Source organism: Psychroserpens mesophilus (assembly GCF_000826645.1).
GTDB classification, from domain to species: domain Bacteria; phylum Bacteroidota; class Bacteroidia; order Flavobacteriales; family Flavobacteriaceae; genus Psychroserpens; species Psychroserpens mesophilus.
Map to the genome: position 1 here is coordinate 328,077 of NZ_JXJP01000001.1, position 16,429 is coordinate 344,505.

Sequence of the window (16,429 nt, forward strand, 5' to 3'; positions counted from 1 at the left end):
CAATGAAAAACACACGATATATAATTTTAGCACTACTAACAGTTTCATTTTTAGTTGTTGCTTGCGGAAATAAAGAAAGCCATAAAGAGGGTGATGGTCATTCCCATAACGAAGTACAAAAAACTGAAGAAAACGATGGACATAGCGAAGGCGAAGAAGTGATGCTTTCACAACAACAGTTTGAAGCCTTAAAAATGAAAGTTGACACCTTGGCATTACGCAATATGAGTGGTTATGTTGAAGCAAATGGCACTTTGGAAGTTCCACCACAAAGTGAAGCAGCCATAACATCAGTAGTTGGCGCAAATGTAGTTTCCATAAAAGTGATTGAAGGCGATAAGGTGAACAAAGGTCAAGTGGTAGCTTATCTTTCACATCCAAATATTATTCAAATGCAAACCGATTATTTGAATGCTTTTAGCAATAGTAATTTTTTAAAGAAGAACTTTGAGCGTCAGCAAAAATTATATGATGCAGGAGTTGGCTCTGGTGCAAATTACCAAAAAGCTGAAGCAGAATATGAAGCTTCTAAAGCTATGGTCAAGGGATTGGAAGCGCAATTGAGATTATTAAACATTAATTCGTCATCAGTACGAAATGGAACAATTGCTCAAAGTATATCATTACGCAGCCCAATAGATGGTTTTGTTCAAAAAGTTGAAGTAAAAACAGGACAGTATGTTGAACCACAAACCGAGCTCTTTGAAATCGTAAATACCCATCATGTTCACGCAGATTTAATGGTTTTTGAAAAAGATGTTTATAAAGTAAAAAAAGGTCAAAAAGTAACCTTTAATGTCCAATCAATGCAAGATGAAGAATTAATAGCTGAAATATATTCCGTTAGTAAAACATTTGAAGATAATCCTAAAGCAGTACATGTACATGCTGAGATTGAAAACAAAAAAGGGAATCTAATTCCTGGAATGTATATTCAAGGAAAAATTCAAACTGAAAATGCTGAAACTATGGCAATGCCTGAAAGTGCTATAGTAAAAGAAGGTGATCGGTTTTTTGTGTTTTCAGCAGAAAAAGAAAATGAAGATTGGAGTTTTAAACCTTATGAAGTGCATTTAGGAGCAAAAGATGGTAATTGGATATCAGTTCAATTTTCTGAATATATAAAACCAAATACAAAATTTGCTTATAATAATGCCTATTACCTTATCGCAGAAATGAAAAAAGGAGAAGCTGAACACGAACATTAATTATGCAAACAATAGAACAAGTATTAGAGTCAAAAGATATACGTGTTACGGCAATGCGTTTACTTATTTATAAGTTTCTTGCAGAAAAGGAGGTTGCTGTTACGCTGAGTGATATAGAACATGCTTTTGTAAAAGCAGATAGAACTACCTTGTACAGAACTATTAAAACTTTTGAAGAAAAGGATATTGTACATCAAATAGACGATGGGACGGGTATAACAAAATATGCTTTATGTGAAAATGGTTGCAATTGTGAAATTGAAACTGACTTGCATTTACATTTTCATTGTAATAACTGTAACGAAACCATTTGCTTAACAGAACATAAGATTCCCCAAATTAAAGTGCCAGAAGGTTTCGTTTCAGAAAATGTCAATTTGGTGGTCAAGGGTATTTGTGATAAATGTAGTGGACAATAATTGCACTTCCATTGCAAGTATTAGTATTATATTTTTATAATCAAAACAATTGGTATTGAAACTAAATTATAAAATACCAAAACATTTGAAAGATGCTTATAACAAGGAACTTGGTTTTTATGAAGTTGCTTTGGCAAAAGGTGATTTTACAAATGCTTGGTATCATTTAGAAAGAAGCCATATTATTGGTCAATCTTACCCAGTAGAACACACATATTCGCATTGGTTAATGTTAAAGTTTGGATTAATGCGAAAAGACACGAAAGAAGTATTTGGACAAATATTAAGATTAATTGTTGGAGGTTGGAAATCATTTATTAACCGTGTTCCTCTTGGCAATACTGGAGGTTCCAACGTGCCTCCATTAAAACGTATGCCTATACCTAGTGATATTAAAAATTTATTCAATTCAAAATGAAAAAAAAGAAAGTCAATTTAAGAGATTTAAAATCAAGTTCAGATGCAGAACATAGTAACGATGATGGTCACGACCATAGTGGTCAACCCAATAATTTCAAAGCCTATATTCCTGCAATTATAAGTTTTTCAATGCTAATTATTGGTATTGGTTTAGACTATTTTGAAACATTTCCAAATTTTAAAGGTTGGATTCGAATAGTATGGTATACAATCGCATATATTCCCGTAGGATTTCCTGTGATCAAAGAAGGTTGGAGCAGTATTAGAAAAGGAGATTTCTTTACAGAGTTTTTTTTAATGTCCATTGCCACTATTGGAGCATTTGTTATTGGTGAATATCCTGAAGGTGTAGCAGTAATGCTCTTTTATGCTGTAGGTGAATTATTCCAAAACGCAGCAGTAAACAGAGCAAAAAGAAATATAAAAGCTTTGCTTGATGTGCGCCCTAATGAAGCTTTGGTCTATCGTGAAAATGATTATGTATCTGTTAGTCCTGAAACGGTTGAAATTGGTGAAAAAGTGCAAGTTCGAGTTGGTGAAAAGATACCATTAGATGGTATTTTGCTTTCGGAAAAAGGCTCATTTAACACAGCTGCATTAACAGGCGAAAGTAAACCTGATACAATTGTAAAAGGTGAAAAAGTATTTGCAGGTAGTATTAATATGGATGGCGTTATTGAAATCGAAACTACTAAAGAATTTAAAGATAGTTCCATTGCACGTATTCTCGATATGGTGCAGAATGCAACAGCACGAAAATCAAAAACGGAATTGTTCATTCGACAGTTCGCACGAATTTATACACCAATTGTAGTGTTTTTAGCAATTGGTGTTACATTCTTTCCTTACTTTTTTATAGATGATTATGTGTTTAGAGATTGGTTGTATCGTGCCTTGATTTTTCTTGTAATTTCTTGTCCTTGTGCTTTGGTAATATCCATTCCGTTAGGTTATTTCGGAGGATTAGGTGCAGCTTCAAAAAACGGAATTTTATTTAAAGGCGCTTCATTTTTAGATGCAATGACCAAGATAAATACGTTGGTGATGGATAAAACAGGAACGGTTACTAAAGGTGTTTTCAAAATAAAAGAAATCAAAACTATTGGTTGGGATGAAAAAGAGTTTATGAAATACCTGATGGCTATAGAAGAACAATCCACTCATCCAATCGCTAAAGCCATTTTAGAATATAAAGATGAAGGTGCAGATTATGAAGCTTCAGAAGTATCCGAAATCGCAGGAAAGGGTTTAAAAGGCATTGTAAATGGTAAAACGGTTTTAGTTGGTAATAAAGCGTTGATGGCTGCTAATAATATTGATGTTTTAATGGAAACTGAGGCTATTGTAGAGTCAATCGTATTAGTATCTATAGATAACGAATTTGCAGGTTATGTAGTCATTGCGGATGAATTGAAAGATGATGCAAAAGAAACGATTACTGCTTTACATAATGTAGGAGTAAAAAATATAATGATGCTCTCTGGTGATAAAGATTCCATAACTCAAAAAGTGGCTTCCCAGTTAAATATCGAAATTGCTAAAGGAGGTTTGTTACCAGAAGATAAATTAAATGAAGTTGAAATTTTAAAACAAATCCCTGAAAATAAAATTGCTTTTATAGGTGATGGTATTAATGACGCACCAGTTTTAGCTGCAAGTGATGTAGGAATTGCGATGGGTGGTTTGGGAAGTGATGTGGCTATTGAAACAGCAGATGTGATCATTCAGACCGACCAGCCATCAAAAGTGGTTAGAGCTATTAAAATAAGTCGCTCCACTCGTAGAATTGTATGGCAAAACATTGGTTTGGCATTTGGTGTAAAAGTGATTGTTCTAATTTTAGGTGCTGGTGGTTTGGCTACCATGTGGGAAGCGGTTTTTGCAGATGTTGGTGTTGCGTTATTAGCCATTTTAAATGCGGTTCGATTACAGCGAATGAAATGGAATTAAATTAAGTAAAAATGTCACATTATCGAAGTAATAAGAAAAAATTTAGAAAATCAAAAAAGTCAAATAAGCGTATTGTAACTTTAAAAGATAAAGTTGTTGCAGTGTTAGCTTTTGTAGGTTTATTTATAGCTTTATTATTGTTAATGAAATTTGTGCTTTAATTTTATAAAATGGTTTGTATAATGATTTAATTTTTTGTTAAAAAGCAACCTATTATTTGATTTTTCGTAACTTAGCAATCAGTATGAAACAAGTATTCCATAAAATATTGTCTTTAGCAATGGCATTTGCAGTGTTATTCTCTACAATGTCATTTACTGTAAATATGCATTATTGCGGAGATACTTTAGTTGAGACTGCTATTTTCCATAAAGCCAAAGGTTGCGGTATGGAAATGGAAAAACCTTCTACTGAAGGATGTTCTATTACAAAGAAAAATTGCTGTGATGATAAGCAATTAGTGATGGAAGGTCAAGACGAGCTGCAATTGCAAGTTGACAAAATCACGTTTGAGCAACAGCTATTCATTACATCTTTTGTATTTACTTACATTAACCTTTTCGAAGGTTTAGATAATAACGCATCTACTTACGAAGAATACAAACCTCCACTCGTCATAAGGCGTATCTACAAGATTGACGAGACGTATTTAATTTGATTTTTAAACAATAGACTGTGTTATCCTATGGCTGTAATGTCATAAGGATAATTCGCTGTATTCGGTGTTGTCGTAACACTAATTAATGTCTAATTGTTTAATACAAAGTCAATGCTAAACAAAAGCATCAAATTTTTAATAGAAAACAAACTCGTAGCAGTATTGCTGTTATTTCTTTTTGTTGGTTGGGGAACGGTAAATGCACCTTTTAATTGGGATACAGGATTTTTACCAAGTGATCCTGTAGCTGTTGATGCCATACCTGATATTGGAGAAAATCAACAAATTGTATTTACCAAATGGGATGGTCGTTCACCACAAGATATTGAAGACCAAATCACTTATCCACTAACAACATCCTTATTAGGTATTCCAGGCGTAAAAACCATTCGTAGTTCCTCTATGTTTGGCTTTTCAAGTATCTATATCATTTTTGAAGAAGATATTGAGTTCTATTGGAGTCGTAGTCGCATATTAGAAAAACTCAACTCATTACCAAGCGGATTATTGCCAGAAGGTGTCAATCCTGCTTTGGGTCCTGATGCCACAGGATTAGGACAAATATTTTGGTACACACTTGAAGGACGTGATGAAAACGGAAATGTAACTGGTGGTTGGGATTTACAAGAGTTGCGAAGCATACAAGACTATTACGTAAAATATGCCTTATCATCTGCAAGTGGAGTATCAGAAGTCGCTTCCATTGGTGGTTACGTTCAAGAATATCAAGTCGATGTGAATCCTGAATTGATGCGTCAATACAATATTGGGTTGAACCAAGTGGTAAAAGCAGTAAAGGAAAGCAACAAAGACATTGGTGCACAAACATTGGAAATTAACCAAGCCGAATATTTAGTACGTGGTTTAGGCTATGTAAAATCCATTTCTGACATCGAAAATGCAGTTGTTACTTCCGAAGATTATACAGCAATACGAATTAAAGATATTGGAAAAGTCTCATTAGGTCCTGCAACAAGACGAGGCTTATTAGATAAAGAAGGTGCAGAAGTTGTAGGTGCTGTAGTTGTTGCACGATATGGCGCAAACCCAATGGAAGTGATCAATAATGTAAAAGATAAAATCAACGAATTAAGCGCAGGATTACCTTCAAAAGTATTATCTGATGGAAGAACATCACAAGTAACCATTGTACCTTTTTATGACAGAACAGAGTTAATTCAAGAAACATTAGGCACACTCAATGAAGCCTTAACGTTAGAAATACTGATTACCATTTTGGTCATTATCATTATGGTATTTAATCTACGGGCTTCAGTATTAATTTCTGGATTATTACCAGTTGCAGTTCTAATGGTATTTATAGCAATGAAACTCTTTGGTGTCGATGCTAATATTGTAGCCTTATCAGGTATCGCTATTGCTATTGGTACAATGGTCGATGTTGGTGTTATACTTTCAGAAAATATTATAAGGCATTTAGATGAAGATGATGGAACACAATCCATTAATACAGTAGTTTATAATGCGACAGCAGAAGTTTCAGGCGCTATTGTTACCGCAGTAATGACAACAATAATCAGTTTCATTCCTGTATTTACTATGATTGGTGCAGAAGGAAAATTATTTAGACCATTAGCCTTTACAAAAACCTTTGCTTTAACCGCCTCTATTATTGTTGCTTTATTTTTAATACCACCATTTGCAGCATTTTTATTCAGAAAGAAAAGCATTAAAAACACTTTTAAATATGTTTTAAATGGTGTTTTAATAGCTTTAGGAATCATAGCAATAGTCTTTGGGTATTGGTTAGGATTGATTTTGATAGCTTTTGGAATTACAGCACTTCTCAATCTTCAAAGTAAGATAACAGATAAGCAAGCTAATCTTGTCAATATCATTATTTCAGCATCTGCGATAGTATTCCTGTTAGCCGAATATTGGCGACCATTAGGAGTAGATAAAAGTATCTTCTGGAATCTCATTTTTGTAAGTGTTATATGCTTTGGTTTATTAGGTGTTTTTTCGCTATTCATCAAATACTACACCCGTATTTTAAGTTGGTGTTTAGATAATAAATTATTGTTTCTATCTGTACCAACAGCTATTGTAATTGCAGGGTTTTTCATTATGAAGAACACAGGCAAAGAGTTTATGCCATCCTTAAATGAAGGCTCATTTCTGCTAATGCCAACTTCAATGCCTCATTCCGGCGTAGAAGAAAATAAAAGGGTTTTACAGCAATTAGATATGGCAGTAGCCAGTATTCCAGAGATTGAAACGGTAGTTGGTAAAGCAGGAAGAACAGAATCAGCTTTAGACCCAGCACCACTATCAATGTACGAGAATATGATTCAGTATAAATCAGAATATATGCTGAATGCAGATGGGGAAAGACAACGCTACAAAGTAAATGATGATGGTTTGTTTGAATTAAAAGATGGTCGATTAATTCATAACGAAAATATAGCTGTCAGTTCGAGCGCAGTCGAGAACAAAGCGATTATAAAATCAACTTTATTAAATATAGAAAGGTCTCAATTAATTGAAGACAAGGATGGCGAATACTATCGTAATTGGCGACCAGAAATTGAATCACCAGACGATATTTGGAGTGAAATTGTAAGAGTTACCAAATTACCAGGTGTTACGTCAGCACCAAAATTACAACCGATTGAAACCCGATTGGTAATGCTTCAAACAGGAATGCGAGCACCTATGGGAATTAAGGTGAAAGGTCAAGACTTAAAGCAAATTGAAGCGTTTGGCGTCCAATTAGAGAACATTATCAAAGAGGCAAAAGGCGTTAAAGAAGAAGCTGTTTTTGCAGACCGTATTGTTGGTAAACCATATTTGTTGATTGATATTGATAGAGAGAAAATTGCACGCTACGGAATTTCTATACAAGACGTTCAAGACGTATTGAAAGTTGCAGTTGGTGGTATGGTATTAACTCAAACGGTTGAAGGTCGAGAGCGATATGGTGTTCGTGTGCGATACCCAAGAGAATTACGAGCAAACCCAACAGACTTACAACAGATTTATGTGCCAGTTGAAAAAGGCAGTCCTGTTCCATTAAGTGAATTGGCAAATATTCGCTACGAACAAGGACCACAAGTCATAAAAAGTGAAGACACCTTTTTAGTAGGTTATGTCTTGTTTGATAAATTAGATGGTTTTGCAGAAGTAAGCGTTGTTGAAAATGCACAAGCATTGATTCAAGAAAAGATAGAATCTGGTGAGCTAACTGTACCAAAAGGGATCAACTACGCATTCACAGGAACATATGAAAATCAATTACGTGCAGAGAAAACCTTATCTGTTGTTGTTCCTTTAGCATTGGCAATCATCTTTTTAATACTGTATTTCCAATTCCGTTCCGTGGGAACTTCGCTAATGGTGTTTACTGGTATTGCAGTAGCCTTTGCAGGTGGATTTATAATGATATGGCTCTATGGTCAAGATTGGTTTTTAAACTTCAATGTCGCTGGCGAAAATTTGCGAGACTTATTTCAGATGCATCCCATTAATTTAAGTGTAGCGGTTTGGGTTGGGTTTATTGCACTCTTTGGTATTGCAACAGATGATGGTGTAGTAATGGCAACGTATTTAACGCAAACTTTTGATAGAAATACACCAGAGAATAAAAAGGAAATTAGAGCGTCCATAGTAGAAGCAGGAGAAAAACGTATCAGACCTTGTTTAATGACTACAGCTACAACCATTTTAGCATTATTACCAGTATTAACCTCTACAGGACGAGGAAGCGATATTATGATTCCGATGGCAATACCAAGTTTTGGTGGAATGCTCATAGCCTTAATAACCCTATTTGTAGTGCCAGTATTATATAGCTGGAAATCCGAAGTTCAACTTAAAAGAGCATCAAAATGAAACATATAAAAACAGTCTTTTTTCTTTTTTCAATTCTCTTTTGTCTCAAAGGTAACGCCCAACAATTAGAAATTTTAATTAATGAAGCGTTGGAAAACAATCCCGAGATTCAAAAATTCGAGTTACAGTACAAAAGAGTTTCAGAAAAAGTAAACGAAGTCAATACGATTCCTAATACTGAATTTGGTGTAGGTTACTTTGTGAGCGAACCAGAAACGAGAACAGGAGCGCAACGATTTAAAGTATCGGCTAAACAAATGTTACCGTGGTTTGGTACAATTACATCAAGAGAAAATTATGTGAGTTCGTTAGCCGATGCAAAATATGAGGACATTGTAATTGCAAAGCGAAAATTGATGGCTTCTGTATCACAATCCTATTATAATTTATACGCTAACAAAGCGAAACAAAGGGTGCTAACAGAAAATATTAAACTTTTGGAAACCTATGAGACATTAGCACTAACATCTGTTGAGGTTGGTAAAGCATCTGCTGTAGATGTGTTGCGATTACAAATGCGTCAAAATGAAATGCAACAACTAAAAGATGTTTTAAGTCAACAGTTTTTAGCAGAACAAACTAATTTGAATAATCTTTTGAATCGGGAAAATGATGTTGCTGTTACTGTGGTAGATAGTTTAATGATGCCTTCAGAAGACTTTGAAATCATTACTGAAAATTTAGCATTACATCCTGAATTGTTGAAGTATGATAAACTCTATCAGTCCATAGAACAATCAGAATTATTAAACCAAAAAGAAAGTAGTCCTATGATTGGTTTTGGATTAGACTATATCAATGTTTCTGAAAGACCAGATATGAATTTCTCGGATAACGGTAAAGATATTGTAATGCCTATGGTTTCGGTGTCAATCCCAATTTTTAATAAAAAATATAAATCTCAAACCAAGCAAAATGAGTTAGAACAGCAAGAAATAACAGCTCAAAAACAAGAACGATTAAACACTTTGGAAACGCTTTTAAGCAAGGCGATTAATGAACGTATTTCTGCAAGAATAAATTATGCAACGCAAACCAAGAATTTAAAACAAGCTAAAGATGCAGAGGACATCTTAATCAAAAGTTACGAAACAGGAACGATTGATTTTAATGATGTTTTGGATATTCAAGAACTGCAACTAAAGTTTCAAATGAACCAAATAGAATCTATTAAGGGCTACTATGTGCAAAGCACAATTATTAATTATTTAACCAATTAAGCAATGAAAAGATTAACATATATAATCGTATTAGTGTTTTTTACAATTGCCTTTTTGTCTTGTCGAGATAAAGAAAGTAAAACTCTTTCAACAGAAGTAAAACATTCAGGTGCTTTAAGAACAATAATGTCTGGTAATATTCAATCCGTAATCAGTTTAGACACACTTGCAAAAATGAAAAACCTTTACGCTCTTGGTGCTGTGGATAACCTCAAGGGCGAGATTCAAATATTTGATAGTCAGCCAAGCAACAGTTTTGTGGTTGATAGTAGTTTACAGATTAAAGATTCTTACAACCTAAAGGCATCTCTATTAGTATATGCAGAAATTAAAGCGTGGGAATCTTTTGAAATAAAAAATTGTACCACAAAAAGTGATTTAGAAGAACAAATTTTCAAGATTGCTACAGAGTACAATATAGATACAAATAAACCATTTCCTTTTTTGTTAGAGGGCAACGTTAAATCTTTAGATTGGCACGTCATCAATTGGAAAGATGGTGACACTATCCATAATCATAAAAAGCACAAAGAATCAGGTTTAAATGGAACTTTGCAGAATAAAGACGTTGAAATAATCGGATTCTATTCTACAAAACATAAAGCAATTTTCACACATCATACTACCAATATGCATATGCATTTTAAAACGGAGGATGATGCTATTGCTGGTCATATAGATGACTTATTATTAAACAATTCTATAACATTAAAACTACCAAAATAATGACACATACATATAAAATAACAGGAATGACCTGTGGCAGTTGTAAAGCATCTGTAGAAAAAAGTTTAGAAAGCATTGATAATATTACCAATGTTGAAGTTAATCTCGAAAAAGGAGAAGCTGAAGTTACAATGAGTAGCCACGTCGCTACAGAAACTCTTGAAAAAGCCTTACCTGAAAAATATACGCTTTCTGAAAAGGAAGTTAAAAATGTTTTTGCTTCTACAAGTACATCAAGTATTGAAATGGAGCAAGAAAAAAGCAAACTACAACAATTAAAACCCTTACTATTAATCATCTTTTATATAGCAACAGCAAGTGTATTATTACATTATAAAGATTGGAGTTGGAGTGCATTTATGCTCGACTTTATGGGCTTATTCTACATTGTGTTTAGCTTCTTCAAAATGTTAGATTTAAAAGGTTTCCCAGTATCTTTTAGAATGTACGACCCATTAGCAAAAAAAGTTCCTGCTTATGGTTGGATTTATCCATTTATTGAAACTGCCTTGGGTTTAATGTTTTTAATGCGCTTTAAAGTAGAAATTGCTTTAATAATAACACTTGTTGTATTAGGTATTACAACCATTGGTGTAACAAAAACTTTATTAGATAAAAAATCTATTCGATGCGCTTGTTTAGGTACAGCTTTAGAGTTACCAATGACAGAAGCCACGTTTATTGAAAATGCCATTATGATTGTGATGGCAGTATTAATGCTGATAAATTAAATAATAACCACTAAAAATTTGAAAATATGAACGCACAAGAACACAAAAACAACGAAAATGGAATGAGCAATTACACTAAATTCTTTTTAATGTTAGGCTCATCATTTATAGCGATGTATATCACAATGTATTTAAATACCTATGAATTTGACCACGTATGGTTTAGTCTCACACGTTTTTATATGGTTTGTTTGGGTATTGCCACAATGGCTTTGATTATGTTCTTTTTTATGAAAAATATGTACAAGAATAAAAAGAAAAATATGGGTATAGTCATAGGAAGTATTGCGCTATTTGCAATTGCTTTAGGATTAGTACGTGACCAAAAATCAACTGTTGGAGATGTTTTATGGATGAAAGCTATGATACCACATCATTCCATAGCAATATTAACAAGTGAAAGAGCAGATATAAAAGACCCAGAAGTCAAAAAGTTAGCAGAGGATATTATTAAAGCACAAAAGAAGGAGATAGAAGAAATGAAAGCAATGATAAATCGATTACAGAATGAAAAATAATAAAATAGTCATATACGTAGGCTTACTCGCAGTAGGTTTGCTCTTGGGTTGGTTACTTTTTGGTAGTTCATCAAATGAAGAGACAGAACATAATCACAATGAAGTTTCAGAAACCAATCAAATGTGGACCTGTTCAATGCACCCACAAATTATGCAACCAGAATCAGGCGATTGTCCTATTTGTGGAATGGATTTAATTCCTGCCGAAAGTAGTGCAGATGGTTTATTGGCAGACCAATTCAAGTTGACTGAAAATGCGATGGCATTAGCCAATATTCAAACAACTGTTGTAGGCAAAGGAAATATTGATGGCAACACCCTTAAATTATCTGGTAAAATTGCTGAAAATGAAGAAGCTAATGCAGTACAAGTCAGTTATTTTTCAGGTAGAATAGAACGTTTAAATATCAGTTTTACAGGCGAAGAAGTTCGTAAAGGTCAGCTATTAGCCACCATTTATTCGCCAGAATTGTATGCGGCACAACAAGAGTTAATTACAGCATCATCTTTAAAGGAATCGCAACCTGCATTATACAAGGCGGTTCGTAATAAATTGAAGTTGTGGAAACTTTCTGAAAGTCAAATCAATCAGATTGAAGAAACCCAAAAAGTAAAAGAAAACTTTCCAGTTTATGCAACCGTTTCAGGCACAGTTACCGAAAAATTAGTAGAACAAGGCGACTACATTAAACAAGGTCAACCATTGCTTAAAATTGCAAATCTCAATACAGTTTGGGCAAACTTTGATGTCTATGAAAATCAAATCGATTTATTTAAAAAGGGACAAGAAGTTTTAGTGACTACAAACGCTTATGCTAATAAGGAATTTAAAGGGAAAGTAGATTTTATTGAACCAATTTTAAATACCAAAACAAGAACAGTGACCTTGCGTGTAGTGCTTAATAATAAAAATGATGTATTCAAACCAGGAATGTTTGTAACCGCAAATATTGAACGAGTTGCAAGTAGTAATGATGAGGTATTAACAATTCCAGCATCTGCTGTACTTTGGACAGGTGAACGTTCTGTTGTCTATTTAAAAACCAATCCAGACCAAACCGTTTTCGAAATGCGTGAAGTTGTTTTAGGTAATCAAATTGGTAACGAATACGAAGTTTTAGAAGGATTATTTGTTGGAAATGAAATCGTAACTAACGGAACTTTTACGGTTGATGCAGCAGCTCAATTACAAGGTAAAAAATCAATGATGAATAAAGATGGTGGCAAAGTAATGACTGGTCACGAAGGACATTTAGGAATGGATAATAATGCATCAAAAAAAGAAAGTGGCCATACTAATATGAACGAAAGGTTGAAAGTATCAGAGAAATTTCAAGAACAACTAAAAGTTGTTTACAATGACTATATCAATTTAAAAGATGCTTTAGTTAAAGAAGATTCAAAAAATACTTCAGTTAATGCAACAAGTTTATTAAACAATTTAAGTAAAGTGGATATGAAATTATTATCAGACAATAATACTCATACACATTGGATGTCATTAATAAAAGAAATACAATCTTCTGCAACATCTATTTCTAAAATGTCAGATATAAAAAGACAAAGAGACCATTTCAAACATTTATCATCACACTTAATAAATGCTGTACAACTGTTTGGGGTTAATGAAAAAGTGTATGTAGAATTTTGTCCAATGGCAGATAATAACAACGGTGCATATTGGTTGAGCAAAGAAGAAAAAGTAATCAATCCATATTTTGGTGAAGCAATGCTAACTTGTGGAGAAGTAAAACAAGTAATAGAATAATATATCAAGTAATAACAATTAAATTTTAAACAATGAAGAAAGTAATTTTAAGTGTAGTTGCAATAGCAGCATTAGGTTTAACAAGTTGTAAAAACGAAACTAAAAAAGTTGAAGAAACTACAAAAACAGAAGTGTCAAAAGAAATCGCAATGACAGATTTATCTTTTGGAGTAAGAGGAAATTGTGGTATGTGTAAAAGTACCATTGAAAAAGCTGCCAATAGTGTTGAAGGTGTTGCAAGTGCCAATTGGGATGTCGATAAAAAGAAAATTGATGTCTCTTTTGATGATTCAAAAACGGATGCCATGGCAATTCATAAAGCAATAGCAGCTTCAGGTTACGACACCGAAAAAGTTGCAGGAAGTGAAGAAGCCTATAAAGATTTACCAGGTTGTTGTAAATACGACCACGAAATGATGATGAATCAATCTGGAGAAACGAAATCAGAAGACCATTCAGATCACAATCATTAATAAAGCAATTACGAATAGAACTCTAAAATTGAGTTCTATTCGTAGTTTTATTCATTTATTTAGCCTAAAATTAGGTAATGTTTAAAGAGTACTCTGTCCCTTTTGTTGTCCCTTCTAAAAACCAAAAAAACCTTAAATCACTTGAAATCAAATGTTTAAGGCTTTTTAGTGGTGGTGCCTCCAGGAATCGAACCAGGGACACAAGGATTTTCAGTCCTTTGCTCTACCAACTGAGCTAAGGCACCAGTCGTTTAAAACGAGATTGCAAATATATATGCATTTTTAGTATTACCAAAAGGAAACTTTAAAAATTTATCGTCTTTATGAATTAAATTAAAATGCATCAATGAATATTGTGCTTTAATATGTTATTTTTTGGTTAAACAGACTTTGAGTCATTTGTGCATTTTGTATGTTTACGACTTATAGAGTTTACTATGAATTTAATTATAGATGTAGGTAATACGAATGTGAAACTAGCTGTTTTTGAAGACTTTGAGTTGTTTGAAAAACAAGTCGTTAAGCATAAAGACTTTTTAAAAGAAGTAAATCGAATTGTCGATAAATATCCTATTATATCCCAAGGAATCTTGTCTTCAGTAGGTCAATTGAATAATGAAGATGTTCAATATGTGGCTTCAACTATAAGCCTTTTAATTTTAAATTCAGAAATCAAACTCCCTTTTAAAAATTTATATAAAACCCCTAAAACGCTTGGAGTTGATAGAATAGCACTTGTAAGTGCATCAGTTCAACAGTTTTCAAATACTAATGTGCTCATTATTGATGCTGGAACTTGTATTACTTACGATTTTATCAATGCTCAAAATGATTATTTAGGAGGCGCAATTTCTCCAGGAATACGATTGCGATACCAAAGCTTACATAATTTAACTGCAAATCTTCCGTTATTGGATTCTGAACAACCAGAATCCTTAACAGGAAACACAACTGATAGTTCAATTCATTCAGGAGTTGTATTTGGTGTTTTAAAAGAAATAGATGGCGTAATAGATGCGTATAAAGAAAAATATTCGGATTTAACAGTTATTTTAACAGGTGGTGATACCAATTTCTTGTCAAAACAATTAAAAAATGGCATATTTGCGAATTCAAATTTTCTTTTAGAGGGTTTGAATTTTATTTTAGAATATAATACACAATAATGATAAAAAAACTTGTACTAGTTTTAGTTGCTTTTTTCGCGTTACAATTGAATGCTCAAGAAGGTACAGCTTCACCATATTCCTTTTACGGAATAGGATCTTTAAAATTCAAAGGGACAGTCGAAAATAGAAGTATGGGAGGATTGAGTATCTATACCGATAGTATTCATGTTAACCTTAGAAACCCTGCAGCTTATGTAGGTCCGAATTTGAAGGTTTTTAATAATGAAAATCGTCCGGTTAAATTCTCGATAGGAGCAAGCCATAATAGTATCAATTTGAAAGCAGATTCAGGAAGTGATAGGACTAGCGCAACGACTGTTGATTATATGGCTATGTCAATGCCACTTGGTGATAAATTTGGATTTGGTTTAGGTTTAATGCCTTACACTTCTGTCGGTTACAAACTAGAAGATATAAATAATACCAATCAGGTATTGAATAGATATCGAGGAGAAGGTGGATTAAATAAAGCATTTCTTGGTTTAGGTTATAGGATTACAGAAAAGCTGAGTTTAGGAATTGATATGAATTATAATTTTGGTAATATTCAAAACACGGCAATTGAATATCTCTATGACGATGAAGGCAATGAGATTCAGTACAAATCTAGAGAAGAAAACAGATCAGATCTTAGTGGCTTAAATGTAAATATTGGTTTAACCTATAAAACGATGATTAATGAAAAACTTGAATTACAATCTGGACTAACGTATTCACCCCAAAGCGATATATCGTCAAGAAATACAAGAACGTTTTCAACAATTGTCATAAATGAATCTAATGGTCAAGAACTTACCGTGAATTCTATTGATGCCGATTTAGCTTCACTAGGTTTGGATCAAACGGATTTAACCTTGCCGTCAAGGCTGTCTTTTGGAGCGGGAATTGGAGCGCCTAGAAAGTGGTTTTTGGGAGCAGAATATACCTTTCAAAATACAAGTAAGTTTTCAAACCCTATTGTAGCTATTGACAATGCTAATTTTGTAAATGCATCAAATATCTCGATTGGTGGATTTATTGTTCCAGATGCTGATTCTTTTTCTAGCTATTGGAAAAGAGCGACTTACAGGGCAGGTATGCACTTTGAGAATACTGGTTTGGAAATTAATAATGAAACCATAAACGAGTTTGGCATATCTTTTGGAGTTGGACTACCAGTTGGGAAATGGTTTTCAAATGCTAACCTCGGACTAGAATTAGGAAGAAGAGGTACAACAAATCAAAACTTAATACAAGAAAATTTTGTAAACTTCCAGCTAAGCCTTTCATTAAATGATTGGTGGTTTGAAAAAAGAAAATATAACTAACGTAAAATTA

14 protein-coding genes and 1 tRNA gene are annotated in these 16,429 nt (G+C 33.4%); 14 read left to right on the forward strand and 1 reads right to left on the reverse strand.

Going from position 1 to position 16,429, the window contains the following annotated elements:
• Window positions 1–2 precede the first annotated feature (2 nt).
• From TD18_RS01435 to TD18_RS01490, 12 genes are all read left to right on the forward strand, one after another.
• On the forward strand, window positions 3–1,208 hold the full coding sequence (locus TD18_RS01435; protein WP_040247484.1) for an efflux RND transporter periplasmic adaptor subunit: 1,206 nt from the start codon (window positions 3–5) through the stop codon (window positions 1,206–1,208).
• 2 nt (window positions 1,209–1,210) lie between these two features.
• Window positions 1,211–1,627: a Fur family transcriptional regulator gene (locus TD18_RS01440; protein ID WP_040247487.1), complete on the forward strand. Its 417-nt coding sequence runs from the start codon at window positions 1,211–1,213 to the stop codon at window positions 1,625–1,627.
• Between the two features lie 55 nt (window positions 1,628–1,682).
• Window positions 1,683–2,045 carry a DUF3703 domain-containing protein gene (locus TD18_RS01445; RefSeq protein WP_040247490.1) on the forward strand — a complete coding sequence of 121 codons (363 nt, stop codon included), beginning with the start codon at window positions 1,683–1,685 and terminating at the stop codon, window positions 2,043–2,045.
• A complete protein-coding gene (locus TD18_RS01450) occupies window positions 2,042–3,997 on the forward strand; it encodes a heavy metal translocating P-type ATPase (protein WP_040247492.1) in 1,956 nt (651 codons plus the stop codon). The genes TD18_RS01445 and TD18_RS01450 overlap by 4 nt, the downstream gene beginning before the upstream one ends.
• A gap of 244 nt (window positions 3,998–4,241) precedes the next feature.
• Complete coding sequence (locus TD18_RS01455) at window positions 4,242–4,655, forward strand: HYC_CC_PP family protein (protein WP_241480625.1); 414 nt, start codon at window positions 4,242–4,244, stop codon at window positions 4,653–4,655.
• 111 nt (window positions 4,656–4,766) lie between these two features.
• On the forward strand, window positions 4,767–8,507 hold the full coding sequence (locus TD18_RS01460; RefSeq protein ID WP_040247494.1) for an efflux RND transporter permease subunit: 3,741 nt from the start codon (window positions 4,767–4,769) through the stop codon (window positions 8,505–8,507).
• A complete protein-coding gene (locus TD18_RS01465) occupies window positions 8,504–9,727 on the forward strand; it encodes a TolC family protein (protein WP_040247497.1) in 1,224 nt (407 codons plus the stop codon). Before TD18_RS01460 ends, TD18_RS01465 begins: the two co-directional genes overlap by 4 nt.
• 3 nt (window positions 9,728–9,730) lie before the next feature.
• Entirely contained in the window at window positions 9,731–10,453 is a 723-nt protein-coding gene (locus tag TD18_RS01470; protein ID WP_040247500.1) for an acetolactate decarboxylase, read from the forward strand.
• Window positions 10,453–11,184, forward strand: a complete 732-nt coding sequence (locus TD18_RS01475; RefSeq protein ID WP_040247502.1) for a heavy-metal-associated domain-containing protein — start codon at window positions 10,453–10,455, stop codon at window positions 11,182–11,184. Before TD18_RS01470 ends, TD18_RS01475 begins: the two co-directional genes overlap by 1 nt.
• Window positions 11,185–11,210: 26 nt before the next feature.
• Entirely contained in the window at window positions 11,211–11,702 is a 492-nt protein-coding gene (locus tag TD18_RS01480) for a DUF305 domain-containing protein (RefSeq protein ID WP_040247505.1), read from the forward strand.
• Window positions 11,692–13,470, forward strand: coding sequence for an efflux RND transporter periplasmic adaptor subunit (locus tag TD18_RS01485; RefSeq protein ID WP_040247507.1), 1,779 nt, complete (start codon window positions 11,692–11,694; stop codon window positions 13,468–13,470). The genes TD18_RS01480 and TD18_RS01485 overlap by 11 nt, the downstream gene beginning before the upstream one ends.
• A 32-nt stretch (window positions 13,471–13,502) precedes the next feature.
• On the forward strand, window positions 13,503–13,943 hold the full coding sequence (locus tag TD18_RS01490; RefSeq protein ID WP_040247510.1) for a heavy-metal-associated domain-containing protein: 441 nt from the start codon (window positions 13,503–13,505) through the stop codon (window positions 13,941–13,943).
• A 169-nt stretch (window positions 13,944–14,112) separates the two neighbouring features.
• Here TD18_RS01490 and TD18_RS01495 read toward each other — a convergent pair.
• Window positions 14,113–14,188 (reverse strand) — tRNA-Phe (locus TD18_RS01495).
• A 192-nt stretch (window positions 14,189–14,380) separates the two neighbouring features.
• Between TD18_RS01495 and TD18_RS01500 the strand changes: the two genes are divergently transcribed.
• Window positions 14,381–15,109: a type III pantothenate kinase gene (locus TD18_RS01500; protein WP_040247512.1), complete on the forward strand. Its 729-nt coding sequence runs from the start codon at window positions 14,381–14,383 to the stop codon at window positions 15,107–15,109.
• Window positions 15,109–16,419, forward strand: a complete 1,311-nt coding sequence (locus TD18_RS01505) for an OmpP1/FadL family transporter (protein WP_040247513.1) — start codon at window positions 15,109–15,111, stop codon at window positions 16,417–16,419. Before TD18_RS01500 ends, TD18_RS01505 begins: the two co-directional genes overlap by 1 nt.
• The last annotated feature ends 10 nt before the right edge of the window (window positions 16,420–16,429 follow it).